The organism is Idiomarina solivarensis, assembly GCF_033052755.1.
Taxonomy (GTDB): Bacteria; Pseudomonadota; Gammaproteobacteria; order Enterobacterales; family Alteromonadaceae; genus Idiomarina.
The window spans coordinates 553,804-579,259 of sequence record NZ_JAVFHZ010000001.1 but is presented as its reverse complement, the minus strand read 5'-3'; the positions used below and the strand labels follow the sequence as shown (position 1 = coordinate 579,259).

The 25,456-nt window shown below is 47.7% G+C and carries 30 protein-coding genes and 1 riboswitch; of the genes, 12 read left to right on the top strand and 18 right to left on the bottom strand.

Annotated elements, in window-relative coordinates:
- The first annotated feature begins 17 nt into the window (after window positions 1-17).
- The 3 genes from pyrG to RBK99_RS02790 are packed head-to-tail and all read left to right on the top strand — an operon-like array spanning window position 18 to window position 3,618.
- Window positions 18-1,655: a CTP synthase gene (pyrG, locus tag RBK99_RS02800; protein WP_317503118.1), complete on the top strand. Its 1,638-nt coding sequence runs from the start codon at window positions 18-20 to the stop codon at window positions 1,653-1,655.
- A gap of 39 nt (window positions 1,656-1,694) precedes the next feature.
- The gene (eno, locus tag RBK99_RS02795) at window positions 1,695-2,987 is read left to right on the top strand and encodes a phosphopyruvate hydratase (RefSeq protein WP_317503117.1); all 1,293 of its coding nucleotides are present in this window, start codon (window positions 1,695-1,697) and stop codon (window positions 2,985-2,987) included.
- Entirely contained in the window at window positions 2,941-3,618 is a 678-nt protein-coding gene (locus RBK99_RS02790; RefSeq protein ID WP_317503116.1) for a hypothetical protein, read from the top strand. Before eno ends, RBK99_RS02790 begins: the two co-directional genes overlap by 47 nt.
- Window positions 3,619-3,653: 35 nt before the next feature.
- Here RBK99_RS02790 and RBK99_RS02785 read toward each other — a convergent pair whose 3' ends face one another.
- From RBK99_RS02785 to RBK99_RS02725, 13 genes are all read right to left on the bottom strand, one after another.
- Window positions 3,654-4,316 carry an SdpI family protein gene (locus RBK99_RS02785; protein ID WP_317503115.1) on the bottom strand — a complete coding sequence of 221 codons (663 nt, stop codon included), beginning with the start codon at window positions 4,314-4,316 and terminating at the stop codon, window positions 3,654-3,656.
- Window positions 4,306-4,587 carry an autorepressor SdpR family transcription factor gene (locus RBK99_RS02780; protein WP_317503114.1) on the bottom strand — a complete coding sequence of 94 codons (282 nt, stop codon included), beginning with the start codon at window positions 4,585-4,587 and terminating at the stop codon, window positions 4,306-4,308. Before RBK99_RS02780 ends, RBK99_RS02785 begins: the two co-directional genes overlap by 11 nt.
- Before the next feature lie 118 nt (window positions 4,588-4,705).
- On the bottom strand, window positions 4,706-5,848 hold the full coding sequence (thiH, locus tag RBK99_RS02775) for a 2-iminoacetate synthase ThiH (RefSeq protein ID WP_317503113.1): 1,143 nt from the start codon (window positions 5,846-5,848) through the stop codon (window positions 4,706-4,708).
- Window positions 5,845-6,615 carry a thiazole synthase gene (locus tag RBK99_RS02770; protein WP_317503112.1) on the bottom strand — a complete coding sequence of 257 codons (771 nt, stop codon included), beginning with the start codon at window positions 6,613-6,615 and terminating at the stop codon, window positions 5,845-5,847. Before RBK99_RS02770 ends, thiH begins: the two co-directional genes overlap by 4 nt.
- Before the next feature lie 2 nt (window positions 6,616-6,617).
- The gene (gene thiS / locus RBK99_RS02765; RefSeq protein ID WP_317503111.1) at window positions 6,618-6,818 is read right to left on the bottom strand and encodes a sulfur carrier protein ThiS; all 201 of its coding nucleotides are present in this window, start codon (window positions 6,816-6,818) and stop codon (window positions 6,618-6,620) included.
- Window positions 6,802-7,560 (bottom strand): HesA/MoeB/ThiF family protein, encoded by a 759-nt coding sequence (locus RBK99_RS02760; RefSeq protein ID WP_317503110.1) that lies wholly within the window; start codon window positions 7,558-7,560, stop codon window positions 6,802-6,804. The genes thiS and RBK99_RS02760 overlap by 17 nt, the downstream gene beginning before the upstream one ends.
- Entirely contained in the window at window positions 7,550-9,058 is a 1,509-nt protein-coding gene (gene thiE, locus RBK99_RS02755) for a thiamine phosphate synthase (RefSeq protein ID WP_317503109.1), read from the bottom strand. Before thiE ends, RBK99_RS02760 begins: the two co-directional genes overlap by 11 nt.
- Window positions 9,058-10,755, bottom strand: coding sequence for a phosphomethylpyrimidine synthase ThiC (gene thiC / locus RBK99_RS02750; RefSeq protein ID WP_317503108.1), 1,698 nt, complete (start codon window positions 10,753-10,755; stop codon window positions 9,058-9,060). Before thiC ends, thiE begins: the two co-directional genes overlap by 1 nt.
- Window positions 10,756-10,838: 83 nt before the next feature.
- Window positions 10,839-10,957: riboswitch (TPP riboswitch) on the bottom strand.
- A gap of 40 nt (window positions 10,958-10,997) precedes the next feature.
- Window positions 10,998-11,627: an SCO family protein gene (locus RBK99_RS02745; RefSeq protein ID WP_317503107.1), complete on the bottom strand. Its 630-nt coding sequence runs from the start codon at window positions 11,625-11,627 to the stop codon at window positions 10,998-11,000.
- On the bottom strand, window positions 11,620-12,372 hold the full coding sequence (locus tag RBK99_RS02740; RefSeq protein WP_317503106.1) for a formylglycine-generating enzyme family protein: 753 nt from the start codon (window positions 12,370-12,372) through the stop codon (window positions 11,620-11,622). The genes RBK99_RS02745 and RBK99_RS02740 overlap by 8 nt, the downstream gene beginning before the upstream one ends.
- Before the next feature lie 11 nt (window positions 12,373-12,383).
- Window positions 12,384-13,541, bottom strand: a complete 1,158-nt coding sequence (locus RBK99_RS02735) for a multicopper oxidase domain-containing protein (protein ID WP_317503105.1) — start codon at window positions 13,539-13,541, stop codon at window positions 12,384-12,386.
- A gap of 34 nt (window positions 13,542-13,575) precedes the next feature.
- Window positions 13,576-13,968 carry a c-type cytochrome gene (locus RBK99_RS02730; RefSeq protein WP_317503104.1) on the bottom strand — a complete coding sequence of 131 codons (393 nt, stop codon included), beginning with the start codon at window positions 13,966-13,968 and terminating at the stop codon, window positions 13,576-13,578.
- Between the two features lie 135 nt (window positions 13,969-14,103).
- Window positions 14,104-14,898 carry a 4-helix bundle domain-containing protein gene (locus tag RBK99_RS02725; RefSeq protein WP_317503103.1) on the bottom strand — a complete coding sequence of 265 codons (795 nt, stop codon included), beginning with the start codon at window positions 14,896-14,898 and terminating at the stop codon, window positions 14,104-14,106.
- A gap of 79 nt (window positions 14,899-14,977) precedes the next feature.
- Between RBK99_RS02725 and RBK99_RS02720 the strand changes: the two genes are divergently transcribed.
- On the top strand, window positions 14,978-15,637 hold the full coding sequence (locus tag RBK99_RS02720; protein WP_317503102.1) for a Fe2+-dependent dioxygenase: 660 nt from the start codon (window positions 14,978-14,980) through the stop codon (window positions 15,635-15,637).
- Between the two features lie 19 nt (window positions 15,638-15,656).
- On the opposite strand, the gene RBK99_RS02715 is transcribed toward RBK99_RS02720, so the two are convergent.
- Genes RBK99_RS02715 through RBK99_RS02705 form a run of 3 tightly spaced genes read right to left on the bottom strand, consistent with a single transcriptional unit; the run spans window position 15,657 to window position 17,174 of the window.
- Window positions 15,657-16,079, bottom strand: coding sequence for an MAPEG family protein (locus tag RBK99_RS02715; protein ID WP_317503101.1), 423 nt, complete (start codon window positions 16,077-16,079; stop codon window positions 15,657-15,659).
- A 33-nt stretch (window positions 16,080-16,112) separates the two neighbouring features.
- Window positions 16,113-16,850 (bottom strand): ZIP family metal transporter, encoded by a 738-nt coding sequence (locus RBK99_RS02710; RefSeq protein WP_317503100.1) that lies wholly within the window; start codon window positions 16,848-16,850, stop codon window positions 16,113-16,115.
- Between the two features lie 21 nt (window positions 16,851-16,871).
- Window positions 16,872-17,174: a putative signal transducing protein gene (locus tag RBK99_RS02705; RefSeq protein WP_317503099.1), complete on the bottom strand. Its 303-nt coding sequence runs from the start codon at window positions 17,172-17,174 to the stop codon at window positions 16,872-16,874.
- Window positions 17,175-17,286: 112 nt separating this feature from the next.
- On the opposite strand from RBK99_RS02705, the gene RBK99_RS02700 reads away from it, so the two are divergent.
- A complete protein-coding gene (locus RBK99_RS02700) occupies window positions 17,287-17,553 on the top strand; it encodes a DksA/TraR family C4-type zinc finger protein (protein WP_317503098.1) in 267 nt (88 codons plus the stop codon).
- Window position 17,554: 1 nt separating this feature from the next.
- Here RBK99_RS02700 and RBK99_RS02695 read toward each other — a convergent pair whose 3' ends face one another.
- Together RBK99_RS02695 and RBK99_RS02690 are read right to left on the bottom strand one after the other, a co-directional pair.
- Window positions 17,555-20,047 carry an EAL domain-containing protein gene (locus RBK99_RS02695; protein ID WP_317503097.1) on the bottom strand — a complete coding sequence of 831 codons (2,493 nt, stop codon included), beginning with the start codon at window positions 20,045-20,047 and terminating at the stop codon, window positions 17,555-17,557.
- A 40-nt stretch (window positions 20,048-20,087) separates the two neighbouring features.
- Window positions 20,088-20,810: a sulfite exporter TauE/SafE family protein gene (locus RBK99_RS02690; protein WP_317503096.1), complete on the bottom strand. Its 723-nt coding sequence runs from the start codon at window positions 20,808-20,810 to the stop codon at window positions 20,088-20,090.
- Window positions 20,811-20,902: 92 nt separating this feature from the next.
- Between RBK99_RS02690 and ftsB the strand changes: the two genes are divergently transcribed.
- From ftsB to RBK99_RS02655, 7 genes are read left to right on the top strand one after another with little or no spacing between them, the layout of a single operon-like run.
- Window positions 20,903-21,184, top strand: a complete 282-nt coding sequence (ftsB, locus tag RBK99_RS02685; RefSeq protein WP_317503358.1) for a cell division protein FtsB — start codon at window positions 20,903-20,905, stop codon at window positions 21,182-21,184.
- A 54-nt stretch (window positions 21,185-21,238) separates the two neighbouring features.
- Window positions 21,239-21,952 carry a 2-C-methyl-D-erythritol 4-phosphate cytidylyltransferase gene (gene ispD, locus RBK99_RS02680; protein ID WP_317503357.1) on the top strand — a complete coding sequence of 238 codons (714 nt, stop codon included), beginning with the start codon at window positions 21,239-21,241 and terminating at the stop codon, window positions 21,950-21,952.
- Window positions 21,952-22,431: a 2-C-methyl-D-erythritol 2,4-cyclodiphosphate synthase gene (gene ispF / locus RBK99_RS02675; RefSeq protein ID WP_317503095.1), complete on the top strand. Its 480-nt coding sequence runs from the start codon at window positions 21,952-21,954 to the stop codon at window positions 22,429-22,431. The genes ispD and ispF overlap by 1 nt, the downstream gene beginning before the upstream one ends.
- Window positions 22,431-23,483, top strand: a complete 1,053-nt coding sequence (truD, locus tag RBK99_RS02670; protein ID WP_317503094.1) for a tRNA pseudouridine(13) synthase TruD — start codon at window positions 22,431-22,433, stop codon at window positions 23,481-23,483. Before ispF ends, truD begins: the two co-directional genes overlap by 1 nt.
- Window positions 23,480-24,232, top strand: coding sequence for a 5'/3'-nucleotidase SurE (surE, locus tag RBK99_RS02665; protein WP_317503093.1), 753 nt, complete (start codon window positions 23,480-23,482; stop codon window positions 24,230-24,232). Before truD ends, surE begins: the two co-directional genes overlap by 4 nt.
- Window positions 24,232-24,873, top strand: coding sequence for a protein-L-isoaspartate(D-aspartate) O-methyltransferase (locus RBK99_RS02660; RefSeq protein WP_411161967.1), 642 nt, complete (start codon window positions 24,232-24,234; stop codon window positions 24,871-24,873). The genes surE and RBK99_RS02660 overlap by 1 nt, the downstream gene beginning before the upstream one ends.
- Entirely contained in the window at window positions 24,870-25,454 is a 585-nt protein-coding gene (locus RBK99_RS02655; RefSeq protein WP_317503091.1) for a YqaA family protein, read from the top strand. Before RBK99_RS02660 ends, RBK99_RS02655 begins: the two co-directional genes overlap by 4 nt.
- Window positions 25,455-25,456 lie beyond the last annotated feature (2 nt).

Below are 25,456 nucleotides of genomic sequence, written 5' to 3'. Positions count from 1 at the left end.
GACCAACTAGGTATCACATGGCGACAAACTATATTTTCGTAACCGGCGGTGTTGTATCCTCGCTGGGGAAAGGCATTGCTGCAGCCTCCTTGGCGGCAATTCTTGAAGCACGGGGCCTTAACGTTACTATCATGAAGCTGGATCCCTACATTAACGTAGATCCGGGTACCATGAGCCCAACTCAGCATGGTGAAGTTTTCGTCACCGTAGACGGGGCTGAGACCGACCTTGACCTTGGCCATTACGAGCGTTTTATCCGCACCCGTATGACTAGTAGTAACAACTTTACTACCGGGCGTGTCTACGAAGACATTATCCGCCGTGAGCGTAAAGGTGAGTTTTTAGGGGCGACCATCCAGGTCATTCCGCACATTACCAACGAAATAAAACGTCGTGTTATTGAAGGTAGTAAAGGCTTCGATATCGCTATTATTGAAATTGGCGGCACGGTGGGTGACATCGAGTCACAACCTTTCCTTGAGGCAATTCGCCAGCTAGGTACAGAAATTGGCCGTGACCACACCCTGTTTATGCATTTAACCCTGGTGCCATTCTTGGGTGCTGCGGGTGAAGTGAAAACCAAACCGACACAGCACTCAGTGAAAGAGCTGCGTTCTATTGGTATCCAGCCTGACGTATTAGTGTGTCGTTCAGACCGTTCATTACCGGCAACAGAGCGTTCAAAAATTGCTTTGTTTACCAACGTAGAAGAACGTGCGGTTATTGGCTTGCGTGACGTTGACAGTATTTACAAAATTCCGTCGATGTTAAAAGCACAGAGCCTGGACGACATTGTCACTAAACGTTTCCGTCTGGATTGTCCTGAAGCCGACCTGCACGAGTGGGAAGAAGTGCTGTATCAGGAGTCGAATCCGAATGGTGAAGTGACCGTTGGTTTTGTCGGTAAGTATGTGGAACTGCCAGATGCTTACAAATCAGTTAACGAAGCACTAGCCCATGCCGGTTTGAAAAATCGTTTAACGGTGAATATCCGCTACATTGATTCGCAGGATTTAGAAACCAAAGGCACATCGAAGCTGGAAGACGTGGATGCGATTCTGGTTCCGGGTGGTTTTGGTGATCGCGGTATTGAAGGTAAGCTGATTGCCGCGAAATACGCACGTGAAAACAATATTCCCTACTTGGGCATTTGTTTAGGTATGCAAGTGGCCATGATTGAATTTGCCCGTAATGTGGCTGGCTTAAGTGGCGCGAACAGTACTGAATTTGATGAAAACTGCAGTGATCCGGTGGTGGGCCTTATCACCGAGTGGATGGATGCCAGTGGTCAGAAAGAGCTGCGCGATAAACATTCTGACCTTGGCGGTACTATGCGCCTGGGTTCACAAGAGTGCCATTTAGAAAAGGGCTCTAAAGCACTGAAAATGTATGGCAAAGAGGTGATTGAAGAGCGTCACCGCCATCGTTACGAAGTGAACAACCATTACGTTGAAGCGCTGGAAAAAGCGGGGCTGAAAATTACCGGTTACTCGCACGACAAGCAGCTGGTTGAGATTCTGGAAAACCCTAAGCATCCTTGGTTTGTGGCAGTTCAGTTTCATCCGGAATTTACCTCAACCCCGCGTGACGGACATCCGTTATTTAAAGGCTTTATTGAAGCTGCAGGCGAATTTCATAAAAAGCGTTTGGGCTAATAGCCTGGCTGATGATCACATAGTAAACAGGATTGAAGCATGAGTAATATTGTTAAAGTTGTTGGTCGCGAAATTATGGATTCTCGCGGAAACCCGACGGTTGAAGCGGACGTTTATCTAGAGTCTGGCCACATGGGCCGTGCGGCAGCCCCCAGTGGCGCATCCACCGGTTCACGTGAAGCATTAGAACTGCGTGACGGCGATAAATCTCGCTATTTGGGTAAAGGCGTTGAAACAGCGGTTGCAAACATTAATGGTGCTATTGCCGAGGCATTAAGCGGTATTGATGCGGTTAACCAGGATGCCGTCGACAACATTATGTTGAAGTTGGATGGTACCGATAACAAAGAAAAGCTGGGTGCTAACGCTATTCTTGCCGTGTCTCTGGCGGTGGCTAAAGCGGCGGCTTTGAGCAAGGGTATTGAGCTATATGAGCACATTGCCAACCTGAACAACAGCAGCGGCAAATACAGCATGCCACTGCCGATGATGAACATCTTAAACGGCGGCGAACATGCGGATAACAACGTTGATATTCAGGAGTTCATGATTCAGCCGGTTGGCGCCGAAAGCTTCAAAGAAGGCCTGCGTATGGGGGCTGAAGTCTTCCATGCACTGAAAAAGGTTCTGCAGAAGCGTGGTTTAAGTACAGCTGTTGGTGACGAAGGTGGTTTTGCACCAAACCTGGCGTCTAACGAAGAAGCACTGCAAGTGATTGTGGAAGCCGTTGAAAATGCGGGCTACAAAATGGGCAGTGATATCACTTTGGCCTTGGATTGTGCTGCGTCTGAATTCTACCGGGACGGCAAATATGAATTGTCAGGTGAAGGTAAATCATTCACGGCAGAAGAGTTCGCTGACTACCTGGCAGAGCTTTGCGATCGTTATCCAATTATTTCTATTGAAGACGGCCTTGACGAAAGCGACTGGGATGGCTGGAAAGTTTTAACCGAAAAGCTGGGCAGCAAAGTACAGTTGGTCGGTGATGACCTGTTTGTAACCAATACGCGTATTCTAAAAGAAGGTATCGATAAGTCGATTGCCAATTCAATTTTGATTAAATTTAATCAGATTGGTAGCCTGACAGAAACCTTAGCAGCTATTGCAATGGCGCGTGAAGCGGGTTATTCGGCGGTTATTTCTCACCGTTCGGGTGAAACTGAAGACGCGACTATTGCAGATTTGGCAGTAGGCACTGCAGCGGGTCAGATTAAAACCGGTTCATTGTGTCGTTCTGACCGGGTTGCTAAGTACAACCAATTATTGCGTATAGAGGGCGATTTGAATGGCCAAGCGCCTTACCGCGGACGACAGGAAGTCAACGCTGGCTAATCAACAGGCAGACATTTTTCAGCCGCTGGCACAGCAGGGCGATTTCGCCGAGCTGTGCTCAGCGCTGTATGAACGTGAGCTGCCGCAACTAGCACAAGTGAATGATATGCCCGTTGCGGCTTTGCAACGCCGTTTAGCCAGTCTCCCGCACTATATTCGTCATGCAGCGCACGGTTGTCTCAATGCCGTGCATCATTCGCCATTAAAGCTAGACGTGCAAAACGCCAGCTGGCAGGCACCTCAGCCAACAAAAGTTCCTTCTGGTGGCATATCACCCGATGGTCAGAACCAATGGTTTACGAAACATGCGGCTTTGGGTCTGGTAGTTCCTGTTCGTTATCACACCCCCGAATTTACCACCATTATGCTCGACAGTATCGATCGCGTTGATCATGATAAACAACGTCTGCATCTGAATTACCGTGGCTGGTTTGATTTTACCGGGCAGGGCGAACACAAACAGGATACTCTGTTAAAACCCAATAAGCGCATTATGACCGCGGCCAGTTGTGGACACCAATGGAACCACAAAGGTCGAATCAACCCACGCACTCTGACGCTACGCGAGTTGTTACTGGTGGCTACTCTGGACTGGAAAAAGTTTCAGGTGGCGTTATCCATTGCGCGTTAATCACGACTGAATTTGCCGCACTAAGAGCTTGAGGATTAACCCTCTAACTTTTTGTACAGCCATAATGAATACGCCGCTGGTATCAGTGCTGCGACTAAGATTACCGGCAACATCAGTTGCACTCCGGCCCCGAACAAAGCGCCAATGCAAATGGTGACACCGGCAATAACAAAGAGCCAACCTGCCAGTCTATGAGTGCGGTTCCACACTTCCTCATTTGCAATCGTCCAGGGGGTTCTAATGCCAATAAAAAAGTTCTTTTTGACCTTTCCAAGGTAGTTGCCAGTAAAGATCAGTAATAGACCCACCGCTGCCGTTATAACTTCGGCGAAATCTACCGGGTATCCCAGTGCAAATGCAAGTTGTGCTATACCGACGACAAGAAGGAAGCCGACGATAATAACCATAAGTAAGCCAACAACGCCGATGAAGTCATTGAGTTTGTAACCCTTCGGTGAAATAAATGATAATACCTCCATGAGCAGCCAAGTCGCCAGCATCACAAGGGGCATCAGGAATACACCCCAAGGCTTATTTATCCAGCCGTCGACTTTTCCCTGGAAATTCCAATGTGTAGGGATTTTTTCTGGTAATTCAGGATAGAACCACAACCCAACAGTACTGATAAAAACAATCATTAGGGCCGTGATCCAACGATATTTAGCTGGTATTTTCGCTGATTGTTGATTATTTTTCATTTTTTGTATTCCCCGAGAAAAGCTGAAACATGAGCGCGGCGACGTCCTCAAATACTGTCATGTTAAGTGAATAAATAATATGCTGTCCTTGTCGTTCAGTACGCACCAAATCGGCCTGCTTGAGTAAGTTAAAGTGATGCGATAGTGACGCTTTGCTCATGTCAAAATGAGCCGCGATCTCACCGGCTGACATTGAACGCTGCTTGAGTAGTTGCAGTATCTTGCGCCGCGTGGGATCAGATAGTGATTTAAATACAGATTGTTGTTGCATGGTCACTCTCTTTATTTAGATAGTTAGACAATAGTCTAACTATCTAAATCTGGCAAGTTATCAATTCGCGGTATACCCGCAGGAGGTCAGTAATATCGGCAATAGCAGTTGTTGGTAGCTATTCTGGACTGGAAAAAGTTCCAGGTGGCGTTGCGGATAGCTCGTTAAGCCAGTCCTGCCATACCGGCTGTAATCCTTTCGCTCTTATTGCCTGCGCTACTTCATTGACCGATCGGTCATCATCTATAGAAAACTGCTCCAGCTCCTGTTGCTCACTAGCGTAACCGCCAGGCTGCGTTTTTGATTCAGCACTGACCGACGTTACACCCAAACGGAAAAGGCCGTCACGCAGTGTTTGCTGCTCTCGGGTTGAAAGGCTCAGTTCAACATCTGGGAACCGCAGCCGATACGCGAAAATTAACTGGACCAATTGCTTGTCCGGCATGTTTTGTATGTCATCCACGCCACCGGCACACGGGCGCAATCGTGGAAAAGAAAGCGAATAGCGACTGCGCCAGTATCGCCGCTTCAGATAATCCAGATGAATGGCAGTGAAAGTGCTGTCGATGCGCCAATCTTCCAGTCCAATCAGCGAACCAAGCCCAATTTTATCGATTCCGCATTCACCCAGACGGTCTGGGGTTTCAAGCCGCCAACGGAAGTCGCGTTTTTTTCCTTTTAAGTGATGTTTAGCGTAAGTGGCGGCCTGATAAGTTTCTTGATACACCATTACGGCGTCCAGACCTAACTGACGAAGTTCAGCGTACTCCTGGGTTGCTAACGGCTGAACTTCAAACATGACGTAGCTAAAGTACCGCTTAATGACGGGTAGCGCCTGACGGAAGTAATTGATACCGACTTTACTTTCATGCTCACCGGTCACCACCAAGAGTGTATCAAAACCTTTGGCTTTTATGGCCTGACACTCTTGTTCTATTTCGGTCAGCGTCAGGGTCTTGCGTTTAATTCGGTTACTCATGGAAAAACCGCAGTAGCTGCAATCGTTTGCGCAGAGGTTAGATAAATACAGCGGTATGAACAGTTGCAGAGTATTGCCAAAGCGTTGCCGTGTTAGTTGCTGTGATCGTTCCGCCATAATGGGGAGGTAAGGCTCCGCAGCCGGCGACAGTAGAGCCATAAAGTCATCAGTATTAAGATGAGGCTTAGTCAATGCTGTTTCGACATCGCCAGCGTTTTTACTGTATAGCTGCAGCCGGGTCTTATCCCAACTGGTTTGCTCCCAGGTAGTGTAAAAGCTCATAGCGACTCCAGAAATTCCGTTAACGGACTGGAAGCGACTGCTTTTAACGAGGCGCCCTGACTTAAACCTGCTTCATAAGCTTCGCGCCCGGCAATGACGGCACTGCGAAAGGCGTTTGACATGGCGACAGGATCATTTGCGGTAGCGATGGCGGTATTGACTAAGACCGCATCGGCACCCATTTCCATGGCTTCAACAGCGTGGCTGGGTGCGCCGATGCCAGCATCAACAATCACGGGTACCGAAGCTTGTTCAATGATGATCCGCAAAAAGTCACGGGTCAGTAGACCCTGGTTAGAGCCAATAGGGGCGCCAAGTGGCATTACTGCAGAACAACCGACTTCCTGCAGACGCTTGCACAATACTGGATCGGCGCCGCAGTATGGCAGTACGATAAAGCCTTCTTTTACCAATGCTTCAGCAGCTTTCAAGGTTTCTATCGGATCTGGCAATAAGTAGTTAGGGTCAGGGTGTATTTCAAGCTTAAGCCAGTCAGTATCCAAAGCTTCTCGAGCGAGACGGGCGGCAAATATCGCTTCTTTAGCGGTTTTAGCGCCCGAAGTATTTGGCAGCAACTGCAAGCCTAAATTTTTAATCGGAGTGGCAATGTCATCAGTGGGGCGATCCAGCTCGACCCGCTTTAACGCCAGAGTGACCAGCTCGCTGCCCGAAGCGGCTAAAGATTTTTGCATCGTATTGGCACTGCTGTATTTTCCGGTGCCTATCAGTAAGCGCGAATGAAAATCACGATCGGCTATTCTCAGCATGGTTAACCTCCGGCAACTGCTTGCACAAGGGTGATGGAATCGTTACTTTTGAGTGTGGTTTTCTGCCACTGTTCGCGGTGTACAATTTGTCCGTTCAGGGCGACGGCAACGGCGGATTTGTCGATATTCTGAGCCGATAGAAATTCCGATAAGTTCGTCTTATCTGTAACCTCAAGGGGGTTATCATTAACTTGAATGCGCATTTTCACCTCCGCAGACAGGGCATGAGATAGCCGGTGGTAAATAGAGTTTCTGCCAGTGTTGTTGCAAGCCATCAAAGGTTTTCAGGTAACCCCAGGGAAGGGCATGTTCGGTTAAGAAGTTAATCGCCAGCAACGCCTGGCTGGCACCGATAATTCCAACAACAGGAGCCGCAATACCGGCATTGCTGCAATTCAGTGGCTCTTTAACGCTACTGGGGTAAAGACATTGATAACAGCCGTGTGAGCGTTGTGGATCAAGGGCTATGAGTTGTCCTTTAAAGCCTCGTGCAGCGGCTGAAATTAATGGGGTGCTGAGGCGATAGCAGCTCTGATTGATGACGTACCGAACGTCGCGGTTGTCAGTGCAGTCTAGTACTAAGTCGGCTGGCTTAACGAGCGCATCCAGGTTTTCTTCTGTGGCTGCTTGTTCAATAGCTGTTATACGAACGTCCGGATTTAAACGGGACAAAGCCTGACCTGCTTGTCGCACTTTGGACAAGCCTTTATCGTCACTGGAGTATAAAGTTTGACGTTGTAAATTACTGAGGCTGACAGTGTCGTGATCAACCAGTGTGAGTTCTCCTATACCGGAAGACGCCAAATACTGGCTGGCCGGACAACCGAGACCGCCGAGCCCTATGATGAGCACATGACTGTTTAGTAAATACTGCTGGCCGGCTTCACCGATTTCGCTCATCAGGATGTTACTGCTGTAGCGCAACAATTGGTCGTTAGTCAGCATGGGCGCTCTCCCTCTTGAGCCCAGCCTGGGTTCCCATTTTAGTCAGTAGCTGACGTACCGCCAGTTCAACATCCTTTGCGGCAGTAATGGCGCTGACAACGGCTATGCCGTTTACGCCAGTAGCTTTAACCGGACTGACCCGATCCACTGAAATACCACCTATCGCAACGGTTGGAATGTTGTCGGGAGCTAACAGTTGAACGTAACGACCTAGTCGCTTCAGTCCTTGTGGTTTAGAAGGCATCGCTTTAGTTTGTGTTGGAAAAATATGGCCCAATGCAATGTAAGAGGGCTGGTACGCATGAGCAATCAATAACTCAGTGTAACTGTGTGTGGAAATACCCAGTCGCAACCCGGCTTTTTGAATCGCGCTAAGGTTAGCGTCAGTTAAGTCCTGTTGTCCCAAGTGTACGCCATAGGCGTTGTGTTTAATGGCCAATTGCCAATGGTCATTGATAAACAGCTGCGCAGAAAAGTCTTTAGCCAGTTGAATACTTTTTCTAATGTCGCTTTCCAGGTTTCGGGCATCTGGATTTTTAATGCGCAGTTGCAGTGTCTTTATGCCAAGCGCTAACAAACGTTCAATCCATTCAACAGAATCAACAACAGGGTAAAGCCCTGGATCATGGTCAAGTGGGGGGAAGTGTAAAGTAGCTTCAGGCAAGGAAGCTGTTGTTATTGTCGGAAAATAATTAAGCTGCTTAGGCCACTGTGTATGAGCAACCGGGCCTGGTCCGTGACCTATGCCTGTGGAAGAAATGAGTCCTTGATGCACATAGGCATTAGCGACGGTAATAGCGTCATCCAGCGGATAATCATGAGCGACTACTGCCGCAATGGCGGAGGATAGGGTGCAGCCAGAGCCGTGACTGTGTTGGGTGTCGACCTTTTGCTGACGGTGTTGGATATGTTCATTTGCGCTCAGGTAGTGATCAGTAATATGTTCAGTAAGAGAAAAATCAGTACCTGTGACTAATATCCGGGACAGCCCTTTGTGAAAGAGTTCCCCTGCGGCTCGATGCAATGAGGTTTCGTCCGTAACGTTGACGCCGCTTAACCAACCGAGTTCGTCCAAATTTGGCGTGATGATATCAACCAGGGGGAGCAGTTGCGCGCAATGTTCCGGGCTTAACTCAGATAAACGATCCTGCTGAGTACTTACCACAACAGGATCCCAAACCACAAAGGGTCTTGGGAGGGTTTCAGGCCACTGTTTTAAAAAGTCTGCGATGGCCTGTAGTTGTTGTTTATTACTGAGCAAACCAATTTTTACTGCCGCAGGGGGCATATCCTGCTGCAGACAGTCCAGCTGCTGACGAATGGCGTCAGCAGTCAGAGGAAACAGCCCGGTTGTTGCAACTGAGTTTTGTGCGGTGACCGTGGTGATAACGCTGCAGCCATGCACTTCCATACTGCGAAAGGTGTGCAAGTCCGCCTGAATACCCGCACCACCGCCACTGTCAGAGCCCGCTATGGTCCATACGACTGGTGTCGGCATTACTCAACTCCCTCGGCCGTCGCGTCTTTCACTCTTACGTCAATGCGCTTGTCTGCATGATACTGGCGTACTTCATGTGAAATTTTCATCGAACAGAACTTGGGTCCGCACATTGAGCAAAACTGAGCGGTTTTATTCGAGTCCTGAGGCAAGGTTTCATCGTGATAGTTACGGGCGGTGACCGGATCCAGCGCGAGATTAAATTGATCTTCCCAACGAAATTCAAAGCGGGCTTTTGACATGGCGTCGTCTCGTGCTTGTGCTCCCGGGTGTCCTTTGGCTAAATCAGCCGCATGGGCCGCAATTTTGTAAGCAATTAACCCTTGTTTTACGTCTTCTTTGTTGGGTAGGCCTAAGTGCTCTTTGGGGGTGACGTAGCAAAGCATAGCGCAACCAAAAGCGCCGATCATTGCGGCACCAATGCCTGAAGTAATGTGGTCATAACCCGGTGCAATATCTGTTGTCAACGGACCGAGCGTGTAAAAAGGGGCGCCGTGGCAGTGCTTTAGCTGCTCATCCATGTTCTCCTGGATTTTATGCATAGGCACATGACCCGGACCTTCTATCATCACCTGAACATCGTATTCCCAGGCAATTTGGGTGAGTTCACCCAGGGTCCGGAGTTCAGCGAACTGAGCTTCGTCGTTTGCATCTGCAATAGAACCAGGGCGCAGGCCGTCCCCTAGCGACAGGGAAATATCATATTTTGCGCAAATTTTGCAGATATCCCGAAAGTGTTGGTAAAGAAAACTTTCTTGCTGATGCGCCATGCACCATTTGGCCATAATAGAACCGCCACGGGAGACAATGCCCGTCACCCGTTTTGCTGTCAGTTTGATGAAATCGTGGAGTACTCCGGCGTGAATGGTGAAGTAATCCACACCTTGCTCAGCCTGCTCTAGCAACACCTCTTTGAAGATTGACCAGCTAAGATCTTCAGCAATGCCATTAACACGTTCTAATGCCTGATAAATTGGCACGGTGCCAATGGGAACCGGGCTGTTACGTAAGATCCACTCTCGAGTTTGGTGAATATTGCGGCCGGTGGATAAATCCATGACCGTATCGGCGCCCCAGCGCGTGGCCCAGACCAGTTTTTCTACTTCTTCTTCAATGGAAGAGGTTACCGATGAATTGCCAATATTGGCGTTTACTTTCACTAAAAAGTTACGGCCGATGATCATCGGCTCTGATTCGGCATGATTGATATTGACCGGGATAATCGCCCGGCCGCTAGCAACTTCGTCACGAACAAACTCAGGTGTGACGGGGTTTTCCAAATGCTCGCGGCCCATATTTTCACGCAGTGCGATAAATTCCATTTCCGGCGTAATGAGACCGCGCCGGGCATAAGCCAGCTGCGTAATACCACGATTGTGTTGTTTATTGTCTTCGTAGCGCTCGATTATCCAGTTAAGCCGTAATTTTTCTAACCCTTGCTTTACGTTGATATGGGCGTTTGAATCACCGTACACGCTCGAAGTATCGTAGACATTAATAGGTTCATTGGGTGGCAGCTTTACGCCGGGTGTTGGTTGGTGCAGGGTTTCACTTAAATGGATCCGGCGAAAGGGCACTTTAATATCCGCGCGTCCGCCACACAGAAACTCGCGGGTTGAGTTGGGGTAGTATTCGCCAGAAAGCGACGATAAAAAGGATTCGGCCTGTTGCCGGTTTAATCGGGTTGTTGATGACATAGCATTCTCTCATTTTGTTGATGTTAGAGATGCTTGTCAGGAGTGTTGAAAGGAACAACAACGCATAAACCACGGTTGGGTCGTGTTGTTGCTCTCTTGTTCCCTTCGCAGGTATTAGCCTGATCAGGTTCAACGGATCCCGCAATTGCGGTCTCAGCCAGTAACTTAATTAATAAAGTCATTGGCACTCCGACAAGATTCCTTTTTAGTGGAACAAAATCTTTAAGGTAATGCAACTGGTGTTAATGTTTTACCAGCTTATTAATCGTTTTAGCGGACTTATCCATTGGTTGGCTGAGGCCTTCTATGCGCTCAACTATGAGCCCTTTCTGGTCTAAAATGGTAATTAAATTACTGTGATCAAAGTCACCATCGGGACGCTGTCGATAACGCACGCCAAGGACAGTGGCCAGTGTTCTTATATTCTGATCAGAGCCGTTCAGAAACAACCAGCTGTTATCGTCTAACTGGTATTGCGCAACATAATCGGCTAGTGCTTCTGGAGTGTCCCGCGCGGTATCGAAACTCACCATTACCAGTTTTACTTGCTTTTGTGTGTCTTTATCCAAGTTTGTGTACAAACGTTTTACATCGTGCACTAGTACCGGGCAGGCCGTGGTGCAGCTGCCGTATATCATAGATATGATTACCGGTTGTCCCTCAAGTTCAGCGAGTTTAAACGGTTTGTTTTGGTGTGTGTTCCAGGTGGCATCAACCTGGTATACCGACTGGGAGTGGGATACCTCTGCCGCATTCATCGCTGTATGATTGCTATGGTCGCCATGCATATTATGGTGCGAGTGATCCTGCGCTAATAGTGGCGCGGAAAATACAAAAGAGGCTAGGACTGTAAGTTGGAATAATCTATTCATGGCTGTTCTCCAGATCGTATGCGCAGCGAAATCCCATGGTGCTGGTGGCACTTTGAGGTGCGTAATCACTGCGCGACTGATAACGGAAAAATGTGGCGTAGTTCGCGTTACTAAAACTGGACATAAAGCGTGCTCCGTCGCCACATGAACCGGAGAGTAAATCGACGTCGTCGCCGTTGGTTAGTAGTAATTGATAGTCTTCTACCCATTCGTTAACGCGATCATGCATATGCATTAACTGCTGTGCAGTTGGATCGACGCTTTTCTGTTTTATACTGTGTGGCTGGCTATACCAGGCAAAAAGGTCGCGTGCGTAGTCATTGTCGCTGATGTTCTGTTGCTTTCGGTAGAGTACGGAAGCGTACTCCCACTCGTTCAGACTGGGAAGCCGTCCTCCTTTTGCTGCGCAATATTCTCGCGCGGCGAACCAGGACACATAAGTAACGGGGTCGTTTTCTTTGCCTTCAGCAAAAGCAGTACTATTGCTCCAGTGCTTTAGGTAATTGCCATCGTGGAACAGGGCAGCGATATTATCTCGCTGCCACCGGGCGTTTTTCGATACAAACTGCAGATACTGTTGGTTAGTGACCGGAGTCGCATCCAGCATAAAAGCGTTAATTTCTATACTGAGGCGCTCTTTGTCTAGTAATACCGGTGGTTCAAAGATTCCACCGTTAACCAGAACCTGGTCGGCGAGTATTAACGGTGAGAACAGCACACCAGCAACTCCAAGCCACTTAACCATAACATTTCCCCTTATTTGCCTTTACGAGGGCCAGCAATTAACGCACCCGCTGCACCACGCTCTGCGTCAGCAAATTCATGATCCACAAGTTTATAGATGCCTTCTTCCGGAACAATAAACTCAATCGTTGCACTGTTACTGGCACCCAGCAGGACAGTTTGCATGCCGTACCAATCGTTGCGTGGGTCACCTTCGTACCAGACGCGATCGAAAATGGCACCGATAACGTGGAAGCTTGAAGTGCCTGATGGGCCGGCATTTAAAACGTGTAAACGCACCCGGTCGCCTTCATCTGCGCGTAATGGGTTATCACTAAGAGCGGCAACATGACCATTAAAAGTGACATGACTTGGCTGACGGTCTAAGGCAGCGCCATGGTTGTAGATGTAGTTGCCTTCGGACGCTTCTTCTAAATAGTGTTCGGACTGCACCAGTACATATTCCTGATCAACGTCTTTGTCTGTTGGATAGCCTTCTTTGGGGGACACGACAACTGCACCGTACTGACCCATAGCGGTGTGCATCAGAACGCTTGATGTACCGCAGTGATACATATAAGTGCCGGCGTAGTTTGCGATCCATTCAAACTCGATGGTTTCACCCGGAGAAATGGTGCGCCATTTATCCTCAGCGGCTACAGTGCCACTGTGAAAGTCCATAGAGTGGGGCATTGGATTGATCACTGGTTTATTATTCTGGTAAGTATTTGCCTGTACCTGTTGGAGGAACGGCGAGCCATTCTTAACCGGCTTTGTAATAGTGACTTCTTCGTCAGAACGGTTTTTCATTTTGAAAATAACGCGATCACCTTCACGGACGTGTAAGACCGGACCAGGGACTGAACCACCGAATGTCCAGGCTGAATAGCTTACACCGGGTGCAACTTCAATTTCCTGCGAGAAAACGTCCATGCGTACGTTGTGGGTTTTATTGCCTGAGTAATCTAATTTCGCAAGGTTAGGCACTTGGGTCAGGTAATCACTGACTACCGCAGGGCCATTGTATTCTTCGCGGTAGACCTTAGCTTCTGGCAAGCCATAGATTTTACCGTCAATAACGTATTCGCTGTCGTGCTTAAGTTTCATATCTTCTGCTGAAACAGGAGTCGAGACAGAAGCGATAGCGGCCAAAAGAGAAGCGCTGATAATTGATAGACTTAGAGTTTTCATAGTGATATTTCCTTTCAACAAATAATAAATAGACTTAACGCATGCTGCTAATGGCTTCGGCGGTGATGGTTTCACTGCCTTGTACCAGGTCGGTATTGATGTAATTAACTAACGCAGCAATGTCTGCGTCTTTTAAATAACCCATGGGCGGCATCGAACCGTTATAATTAGTGCCATTAACAGAAAGAGGTCCGGATTTACCGGTAATAATGGTTTTTGCGATATACTCGGGCTGGTCTTTCAAATTAGGGTTGTTAGCCAACGGAGGGAAAACGCCCTGCATACCTTTGCCGTTAGGTTGATGACACGCCTGACAATATTTTTTGTAGACGTTTTCACCGTCACCCGCATTGGCAGGTAGGCTTAGAAATAAACCCGCAATTGACACTGCAATGAGTGATACTTTGGCTAAAGAATAAATGCTCATAATGACACCTTAGTGACTGACTTAAGATGTCCATAGAATACCGCTATGGCGCGGTTTCGCGAGTGAAATGAAGAGGTAAAGATGGCCTACTCAATTGGGTATAATGGGAGTAGGCCTAAAATGGGAAAAGGAGTATTAAATACCGCGAGCTTCTAGTTCAATCGTTGAAGCGGCGCCATAAATTTTACTCGCGTCGCCCTTCACTTTGCCCTCGGGTGTGGTCGTCGGCCAGAGGTCTTCTAATGTTTTTATCACCTCTCGGGTTTTTGCAATCGCTTCCTGAGCTTTCTTCGCTTCTACATCGTTTATGCGATCTAGACGTTCAAGAGCAATTTGCTTAAAGCCTAATGCGTCCTGATACTCGTGCACATTGGCCACTTCATTATTTTTAATTCCTATGGCGTATTCATCGGCAGCAGTCATCAGCATCGACGAGATACTTAACAGTACATCCTCTGCAGACATTGTCGCAATGGGTTCATTAGCGGCAATAGCGTCCAAGAGCACGTGGTAATTATTAACAACGGTTTCTTTACTGTTGTTGTAAATCATGCTTTCTGCCAGCGCATGCAGCGGCTGAGCAAACCCTGGTAGGTCTCGTGCTTCAAAAGCCTCGGTTAAGCCGCTATAAAGCTCATCTCCAGGATGCTTCATATGGGTTTTTGCCATTTCGACATGGCCTTGTTCGTATAGCTTCATACCAACCCATAAATGCCCGCGAATTAATCCCAGCTGAGCAAGGTAAGCCGTATCGTTACTGGTTAAATCAATTGTTGGATCGGCCATTTCGCCTTCCGCCATTTGCGCGGCCATATACATCGCCGGTGCTGTATTTGGCTGGGTCATAGGTTCGGCGTTTATAGCTGTCGTTGCGACCGTGCTGGCAAGAACACTGCCAACACCAAGCCATACTTTTTTCTTTTCAAACATAGAGTGACCTTAGTAAGCTTTTTTGAATGGATTATCTAGTGTATATTTGCAGAAATGATAACTATTCGCAAGCTTATATATGATTATACAAATTAGTGATGTCGTTGATTCTGAGACCATCAAAAGTGTTGTTTCAGGCTTGGATCCAGAGCATTTCACCGATGGTAAAGTGACGGCAGGCTGGGCGGCTAAAGAGGTAAAGAGAAACCAGCAACTGGGCCGGAATAAAAAAGCTCAGGCTGCCACTCAGCTATTGATGGAACGTTTGCAGAAACACGCATTAGTGCAATCGGTGATGCGGCCAAAACAAGTGGCTCGAGCAACCATCAACCGCTACCAGCAGGGCGAGTATTATGGAACCCATATGGATGACTCGCTGATGAACGGTGTACGAACCGATATCTCTTTTACTCTCGGATTATCGTCATTAGATGATTACGCGGGAGGAGAGTTGGTAATAGAAGACTCAAGTGGTGAGAGAAGCTGGCGGCTGGGGAAGGGGGAGTTATTAATTTACCCCAGTCATTACTTGCACCGAGTGGAAGCTGTGTCCGGTGGCGAGCGACTGGCAATGATAGGTTGGGTTCAAAGTGTGATTAAAGAACCAGGCCACAGAGAGTTATTATTCGACGTAGAACAATCTTTAAAGGATGAGTTTGACGCTCATGGCAAGTCTGAAAACTTTGACCGCCTGACTAAGGTATTTCATAACCTGTTACGAGAATGGGCTGACGTTTAATCAGCCCATTAGAAGAGCATCAGGCCAAGGTCATGCCACACAATATAAGCAAGGCAACATTAGCGGCCAGACCAATCATGAAAAAGTAACTGCGAGGGCTGGGGTTTTTCTCTGTCGCTATTGCATAGTAAAGAACCATGTGGATGAGTCTGGCAATGGCGAAAACCCAGATAAATACTCCTGTCCAGAAGGCGCTGGTGCCAACAAAAAAAGCGAGAAATACCGTTCCCAGCATAAGCGGGTAGTTTTCCAGCGAATTCATTAAAGTTCGATGGGCACGGAATACAAACGAGGAATGGCTTAGCGACTCATCGATCTTGCCGGGGACCGCGCCTGGCTGTTTCGCTTTTTGACCACTGGCGATAAGCCACTGAACCAGTAGGATAACCAGCGAGATGAAAAGGCCCCAATAGGCCATAGTGTAAACGTCATTTCCGTTCATTTTATCCTTCCTTTTTAGTTTATTGACTTAAGTTTAGGCTAAGGTGTTGACCCAACCAATAATAGCGATACCAATAATAATCATAATGAATTGCCGAACCGATGAAGCTGGGTTGTATTGTCTTTGCAACGTCGGAATAAGATCGGCAGCTGCAATATAAATAAAACTTGAGGCAGAAATGGCCAATACGTAAGGCACAGCTGCACTGACCTGAGCTAACCAAAAATAAGCAATCAAGGCGCCCGGAATTGCAGTGAGTGATGCCAGGCTATTTAACAGCAGTGCTTTTTTCCTACCGTATCCACTTTCCAACAGAATAGCGAAGTCACTGACTTCCTGCGGTATTTCATGTGCGATAATAGCCAGCGATATCGCTATACCTAAGGGAACAGAGGTGAGAAAAGCGGCGGCGATGACGACCCCATCGGTAAAGTTATGTACGGCGTCACCAATCAAAATGAGTGGGCCGGCACGTTCGTGTGGATCGCAATCTCCATTGCGACAATGTCGCCAAAGTATGAGTTTTTCAATCACGAAAAATAACACGATACCGGCGAGTATGGTCGATGATACGGTGTAGCCCCCGGCGAGTTCTAAAGCGGCAGGAACCATGCCCAAAAAAGCTGCTGCTAGCAAGGTTCCTGTAGCAAAACTCATGAGGCTGGGAGTCAGCAGTTTACGAACGCTGTGTGGAAACGTCAGGAATAAGCCAGAACAAAAAATAGCTCCCAGACTACCCAGTAGCGCAAAGCCCATAACCCACAACAACATATATCGACGTCTCCTTGTTAATTAGGCCGGACTTCCGCAACTCCAGCATATTTCAAAAGCAGCCCCGTTTATTTCCTGGCACTGGTTACACCGCCAGTCGGCTTCATTTGCTTGCGCTTCCATGGTATTCATCAGCTCTTTGGCTTTAGCGAGCTGTGCCTCATCAACAAGCCACAATTCAGGCCAGGTGTCCATTGGTGCCAAGTCACCTGCCGCACCACTGGAAAACTCATTTTTCATGACGGTTTCAATACCTTCAATTTGCAGTATGTTACGGGCGTTTTCCACTAATAGTTTGTTTTCGTGGGTATAAATAAGTTTCATAAGCCCTTCTTTTAAACGACATTGATCAATACTGATTATTTTTTACGTTATAGTTAATGTATCAGACTCGTAGTGTGTTTGTGTTCTCTATTTTAATATCAAGGAGTTAATCATGGCAGGAGGTTGGTCGCACGATGGTGCCGTACAAGAACAGATTGATGCCAGTACCGAAGATGAAGTAAAACGCGTACGAAGTAAATTGACAGGCGGTAAGAGTCTTGAGCATTGCGAGGAGTGTGGGGAGCCCATTCCTGAAGCACGACGCAAGGCCATAGTGGGTGTTCGTTTGTGTGTTGATTGCCAGACCGAGCTGGACAAGCAGGACGCCGAAAAGGGCGGCTTCAATCGTCGTGGAAGTAAAGATAGCCAACTTCGTTAGGCTACGATGACATCGTGTTATTCATTAAAAAATCGGCCTCTGGCAGGGGCTTACTGAAAAAATATCCTTGAAAAGTATCGCATTTTAACTGAGACAGGTAATTAAACTGTTCTTGTGTTTCTACGCCTTCGGCGACAATATTCAGCTTTAAGCTTTCACCCAGTTGGATAATGGTATGAACAATTTGTGCCTTCTCTGCGCTATCGAGCATATTGCGGACAAATGATACGTCAATTTTGAGTGTGTCGAATGGAATTTGCATAAGGTAAGAAAGCGACGAGTAGCCTGTTCCAAAATCATCGAGGGCAAACTCTACACCAATGGTTTTCAGCCGCTTTATTTTATCGGTGACACTTGAAATATCTTCCATTAGTAGACTTTCTGTTAACTCAAGCTTAAGCCGCTGAGCGCCTATTTGGTATTTATTGACCAGCTCTTCAACTTGTTCAACAAACTCAGGCTGTTGAAACTGCTTGGCACTGACGTTAATTGATAATTGCATAGACGCTCTATCTTTGTCCTTTTGCCATAGCTGCAGAGTTTGGCAGGCATGCTCGGTAATCCAGTAGCCTAAGGGAATGATTAAGCCAGTTTCTTCTGCCAGGGGGATGAAGTCCGCTGGAGATATAAAGCTCCCGTCAGCCTGTGGCCACCGGATGAGCGCTTCTGCGCCAATGGTCTTCGACGCGGAATTAACCTGAGGTTGAAGATAAAGTTGAAATTCTTGCGACTGAATAGCATGACGTAATTGCTCTTCCAACTTAACGCGTTTACTGACGGCATCAGCAAACGCCTGTCGAAACAGCGACACCTCTCCAATACCGTTGCGCTTTGAATGAGATAAAGCGAGCCCTGACTGGGTCATTAAGGTTTCTGCATTGGTTTCCCTGTCGTTAAAAAGTGACGCACCGGCACTGAAGGAACAAAGGTGTGTGTAGTTGTTTAATTGGTAAGGTCTCTGTAGTTGTTCTTGCAGTTGATAGATCTGGGTGAGCAGTTGCTGTTTTACATTAGTACTATTGCTACTTTTGAGTCCGGTTAATACAACGGCAAATTCGTTGGCACTGAGTCGAGCTAAAAAAGAATGGCCTTGAGTTGCCTCCTTGAGTCGCTCAGCTACGCGTTTTAGCAGAAGGTCGCCCATATCAGAACCCAAGGTATTGTTGAGTATTTTAAATTTATCGATGTCACAGATAATTAACGCGCCGCTTTCTTCCCCCCCGCGGTGGTTATTCAGCTCTTGTTGCAAATGGTCAATTAAGGAACGGCGATTGGCTAACCCGGTTAAGGCGTCGTTGTAGGCGAGATTCTGAATGCGCTCGCTGGACTCTACTTCTGCAGTGATATCGGTTACGGTCGCCACAAAATGGCGAGCTTTTTGTTGGTGGTACTTAACTTCGGAAATACTTAACCGCACAGGGAAGGTTTTGCCTGTGCGTCTTTTGACTTTCACTTTTCCGTGCCAGGGAATTCCGCGAGCCAGTGAGCTTTGGATATTCTCTAGTAGTTTGTCCGCACCCACAATATAGTGCTCGATATCCAACTTGTTTGTTTTTATTTTGTCGAGATCGTCGCCGGTTAATCGGGCAAAAGCCTGATTAGCCAAAAGAACACGATTAGCTTCATCGAATAACAGCAGGCCGTCATCAATGGCACTGATGACTTCATAAAGTTGTTCTGCTGACATTTGAGCTAACTGTTGTTGCTGTTGTAAACGGTGGTCTATTCGCGTGGCTACTATAGCCATCAACGCACTAAAGCAAGAACCAAAGCCAACGGCATAAGCTAACCAGGCACTGTGGCCAGTGAAGAGTGCTTCAGGCTCTCCGGTTGGATAAAAGTTGGCGGCAATCATTGCGGTGTAATGCATACCGGATATCGCCATAGCCATAATAGCAGCAACAACAGTCTGCATGGCTCGGCGCCGGGGTAATGTCATTGATTCGGCGTTTTGATAGCGGCGGTACGTTAGTAGCGCAATAATGCCCAGAGAAACCGCGATAACCACTGAAAAGAAAAACCCTAAAGGGTCGTAACGCAAATGGGCTGGCAATACCATTGCAGCCATGCCGGTGTAGTGCATTACACCGATACCAGCGCCAAGAATCGTGCCTCCAATAACGGTGGTACGAACCGATGGTGACGAAATTTGGCTTTTCAAAGCGATAAAGCTACCGATAATAGCAGGAACGACAGACAGCAGAGTCAACGGCACGGTGTGACTCATAGGTACGTTGAGCTCGAACGCGAGCATACCAATAAAATGCATGCTCCAGACACCAATGCCCGCAATAATGGCACTTACGGTGAGCCAGCTGTAACGTCCAAGGGCGCCTTGGTAAATGTGCACACGCTCTAGTGTGAGCACTGCAGTATAAGAAGCGAGCAGAGCGACACAATACGAGAGCACGACAAACCCGAGATTATGGGAACCGGGCAGGGCGCGTTGGGGAAATTGGCCCAAATCGAAAAATGAAAACAGAATTTCTTGCATAGCGTCAACTTTACCAGAGCAAACTGGTGAAGTGCTAAAATTATTTAAGACTTTGTATTACAACACTCAAGCCGGAAAATATCATTAACACTAACGTGAATTGTCGGAAACGTTGCTCTGAAACATGATGTTGTAGCCGTTGACCTACGCTGGCGCCAATAATCGCACAGGGCAGTAAAGTAAGCACCAGGTATAGGTGAGGTTCAGCATAAATCGCCTGACGCGAGAAGTTGGCAACATTGGCCATCGCAATACAGCAAAAGAATAAGCTGAGAGTCGCACGAAACTGCTGTTTGGGGATACGGGCGTTTGCCAGAAACAGGACGATAGGCGGGCCGCCCAGAGTCATTAAACCATTAAGTAAGCCTGACCCTGTGCCAACGGCAATGTGACCGGGTGCGTGCTCAGCGGTAGGTAACTGTTTTCCGCTCGCTAGAATGACTGCGACTGCCAGTATGACAAATCCAAGAATGAGTTTAATGAACTGTTCGTTTACCGTTAACAACAAAGAGCCAGACACTAAAGAAGCGATAACACCAGCAAGAATAAGCCACTTCCACTGAGATGGGCGCGCCGCCTCGCGATTTTTCCAGTAAATCCAACCGCCGACAACAATATTAATGACGGACAATGCAGGGGTTAATACACTAATAGGAAACCAGAGTGCAAGGATGGGTACGGCTAATAGACCAGAGCCAAAACCGCTGACTCCCTGAAGTAAAGCAGCGAAAAAGAACACTAAAGCGGCAGCGAAATACTCCAAATGAACCTCTTTTGTCTGTAAATTCTGAAAACGGCTTTTCAGTCACGTGAATAGTCTTCATAATGATAACAGGAAAAACAACGGAGCTGAGCATGCGGGTGACTCTGGTCGTGTTGTTGGCCTTGTTCCTTGCGTTACAATACCGCCTGTGGTTTGGTAAGAATAGCCTACCGGATTATTGGCGGTTGCAGCAAGAAGTCAGCAATCAGAAAACAACGAATGAAAACCTGGAACGGCGCAATCAATTGATTTACGCAGATATTGAAGATTTGCGTGAAGGGGAAGATGCGTTGGAAGAGCGTGCCCGTAATGAATTGGGAATGATTAAGAAGGATGAAATATTCTTTCGTCTCGTTCCCGAACGCAACCCGTAGCGTCAGGGAGAGAATCTGGTGAATAGCAACGCAAGCAGCGACAATAATGTGCTAATGGCAGTTATTCCTGCTGCCGGCAATGGAAGCCGGATGCAAACCGATGTACCAAAACAATACCTCACCGTTGCGGGTAAAACCTTGCTGGAATACAGTATTGACGCAGTTTGCCGTGATTCTCGCGTGCAACAAGTGTTCGTTCCGGTCTCAGAACCAGACGCTGAGTACCTTTTAGAGCTTAAAAATAGGCAGCCTAAGAAAGTTCACTTTGTAAAAGGTGGAAGCAGCCGCGCGGAATCTGTTGTGGCGGGTATTCGAGTGGCTATTGCAAAGGGTGCAACGCATGTTTTGGTACACGACGCTGCTCGTCCATGTCTGCCTGAATCTATTTTAAAGCATGTTATTCAAGCCGGATTAGACGATCCGCAAGGGGCTATTCTAGCCATTCCTGTAAGTGACTCATTAAAACGCTCTGTCGTTTCACCTGGTACGACAGGAACACCTCACATAGAATCGAGTGTTGATCGTGAGGCTTTATGGCAGGCCCAGACTCCTCAAGTTTTTAATGCAGAGCGATTACAGCAGGCCATTGAGCACATGGGGGCTCTCAACCCTCAACTGACTGATGAAGCGTCAGCTATGCAGTGGTGTGGCTTTCAGCCTGCACTTATTACTGGCTCTATTCGCAATTTAAAAGTCACCCATCCGGAAGATTTCGAATGTGTTCGTGACTGGTTACTCGTAGCAAACAATGAAGAGGAAAGTCGTTGATGAAGATCCGTGTCGGACATGGTTATGACGTACACCGCTGGGGCTCTGATAAACCTCTTATTTTGGGTGGCATTCAGCTTAAGCATCACCAGGGCTTAATAGCTCACTCCGACGGCGATGTTGTTTTGCACGCAGTTACCGATGCGTTACTCGGTGCTATGGCACTAGGCGATATTGGCCAGCACTTTCCTGACACCGATGAACGCTACGCTGGCGCGAATAGTGCAGAACTTCTCGGTCATGCTGTTAGTTTATGCCAGGGAAGAGAGTTCCGCACAGGGAACATCGACGTAACCATTATTGCTCAAGCTCCGAAAATGGCTCCTCACATTGAGAGTATGCGGGTCAGTATCGCTCAGTGTTTAAAAACCTGCGTCGATAACGTAAATGTAAAAGCGACCACGACAGAAAAGCTGGGGTTTGTCGGACGTGAAGAAGGCATCGCCTGTCATGCCGTGGTTCTGATGGAGTCGTTTTAATGCTGGCTCCGCAACAGGTGACTCTTGCTGAATTACCGCGATTGCATAGCCACCCGCGGGCAACGGCTAACTTTAAGCAGACGCCGCAAGATTTTCAGGTGATTGAGCAACTGGAAGTGTCCGATGACGGTGAAGGTGAGCATCAATGGCTGTGGGTTAGAAAGGAAGGTGCGAACACCAATTTCTGTGCGGAAAAAATAGCTCGTTTCGCAGGCGTCTCACCTAAAAATGTGAGCTATTCCGGTTTAAAAGATCGGCAGGCAATTACCTGGCAATGGTTTTCCATTCAATTGCCGGGAAGAGAAACGCTTAACTGGGATGCTTTGAATGACGATGAAATGTCGGTTGAGCGGGTGATACGGCGAACCAAAAAGCTAAAAACCGGCTTTCACCGCGCGAATCGTTTTGTTATTTGGCTAACGGAGGTGAGCTCTCGAGATGCGTTAGAGCAGTTGTGGAAGGACGTTTCTGAGCGGGGAGTGCTCAACTATTTTGGCGAACAACGTTTTGGCCGTAGTGGTGATAATGTGATCCAGGCTGAACGTTGGCTTATGTCGGAACGCCCTGCGCGTATTAGCCGTAATAAACGCAGCTTGTATTTGTCTGCACTGCGCAGCTACTTATTTAATGAAATAGTGGCCGAACGAGTACGTCAGCTGGGTATAGAAGGAACCTTGGCCGGGGACTGTGTCATGCTACACGGCTCTCAATCCGTTTTTACTGTGGACCATTGGGATGGCGAACTCAGACAGCGTTTATTAAATAACGAAATTTACTTAACGGCACCGTTAGCTGGTAGTACCGATAAACCTTTAGTAAAAGATGCGGCAGAAGCCTTTGAGTCAAGTCTGTTACAACCTTACGGAAACTGGCTGCAGGCGCTAAAAAAACTTCGTGTTAGTGCTGCCCGACGCGCTTTGTTGCTGCGCGTAGAAAACCCCGAGATTTGCTGGCATGGCGATGACGCAGAGCTGAGTTTTACGCTCCCGTCCGGCGCTTATGCTACAACGGTATTAAATGAAATTGTGGACTTAAGTGGTGAATCCAGATGATGAAGATCTTATTAAGTAATGATGACGGAGTACATGCTCCGGGTATCCTCGCACTTTACCAGGCGTTAAAAGAAGTCGCTGAGGTAAGGGTTATAGCGCCTGACCGCAATTGTAGTGGTGCCAGTAACTCACTCACACTGCACAACCCGTTGCGTGTACGCAAGCTGGATAATGGCTTTTACTCGGTTAATGGGACGCCTACCGACTGTGTTCACTTAGGCACAAATTCGCCGATGGCCGAAGATGTTGATTTGGTTGTCTCTGGTATTAACGACAGCCCAAATATGGGTGATGACGTGCTTTACTCGGGGACTGTCGCAGCGGCGATGGAAGGGCGCTTTATGGGACTTCCATCTATTGCAGTGTCGATGGGCGGCCGTGGACACGATTACTACGATACCGCGGCACGCGTGGTCGCTGAAATTGTTGCCTCCATGGAGAACGATCCGCTGCGGTTAGATACGGTACTCAATATTAACGTACCTTACACCACCTACGATAAGCTGAAAGGTACCCGAGTCACAAAACTTGGCCGTCGGCACAGAGCCGAAACGATGGTTCATGATCGCGATCCGTTCGGTAGCGAAATATTCTGGTATGGCCCTATTGGTCACCACGCCAGTGACGAGCCTAATACTGATTTTACGGCAATACATGAAGGCTATGTATCCATTACTCCGTTAAGCCTGGATATGACAGCACAACGGCATACCGACACACTGACAGACTGGTTAGAACAACAAAAATGATGATTACTAATGGGCAGTCGCGGGTAAAGCGATTGATTCAGCAACTGGAAGAATTGGGTATCACTAATAAGGATGTTTTACGCGTTATAGCTGAAACACCAAGACACTCATTCATGCCTGAGTCATTAGCTCATAAGGCGTATGAAAATACGGCCTTGCCGATTGGAAACGGGCAGACTATTTCGCAGCCACTGATGGTGGCAACGATGACTCAGCTGTTAATGCAACACCATTGTAAAACCGTGCTTGAAATAGGCACCGGTTCTGGCTACCAGACGGCAGTACTGGCTCAGTTAGTGGATAAAGTCTTTAGTGTGGAGCGCATTGCGACATTGCAATATCAGGCTAAGCGGCGTTTGCGTCAGTTGGACTTACACAATGTTTCAATGCGTCATGGGGACGGCTGGAAGGGCTGGCGCAGTAAAGGTCCGTTCGATGGCATTATTGTAACCGCCGCTGCAAGCAATATTCCTCAGGATTTAGTAGATCAGCTAGCTGATGGTGGTGTGATGATCATTCCGGTTGGTGAGCAGCATCAATCGCAAAGTTTGGTAGTGATGCGTCGCTTCGGTGATTCACTGGAACAGCAGCACATCGGGGACGTTCGTTTCGTACCTTTAGTAAAGGGAGATGTCGTTTGAAGTTGTTTTCAGCACTTTACGATAAAGTCTTGTCCTGGGCACAGCATCCCAGAGCGAACGTCATTCTTGGTCTATTAAGCTTCTCGGAATCTGTAATTTTTCCTATTCCCCCTGATGTCATGCTGGCACCTATGGCAATGACGCAGCCTGAAAAAGCGTGGAGGCTGGCCTTTTTAACCACTGTAACTTCAGTTGCAGGTGGCATTCTCGGCTACTTTCTGGGGTACTGGGCGTATGAGTCACTGGTACTGCCAGCAGTGGAAACGCTTGGTTATGAAAGTAAGCTGTTAACGGTACAAAGCTGGTTTGCAGACTGGGGTGTGTGGATCGTATTTATAGCGGGCTTCTCTCCCATTCCGTATAAACTATTCACCGTCACCGCCGGTGTGATGCAGATTGCTTTTTTTCCTTTTGTCATCGCATCGGCTATAAGCCGTGGTATGCGATTTTATCTGGTGGCCTGGTTATTACGAACAGGCGGACCGGAAATGGGTGTAAAACTTCGTGAATATGTTGACCGGATTGGTTGGACACTGGTAGTACTGGTTATTATCGGCTACGTAATAGCGCAATTGGTATAAAC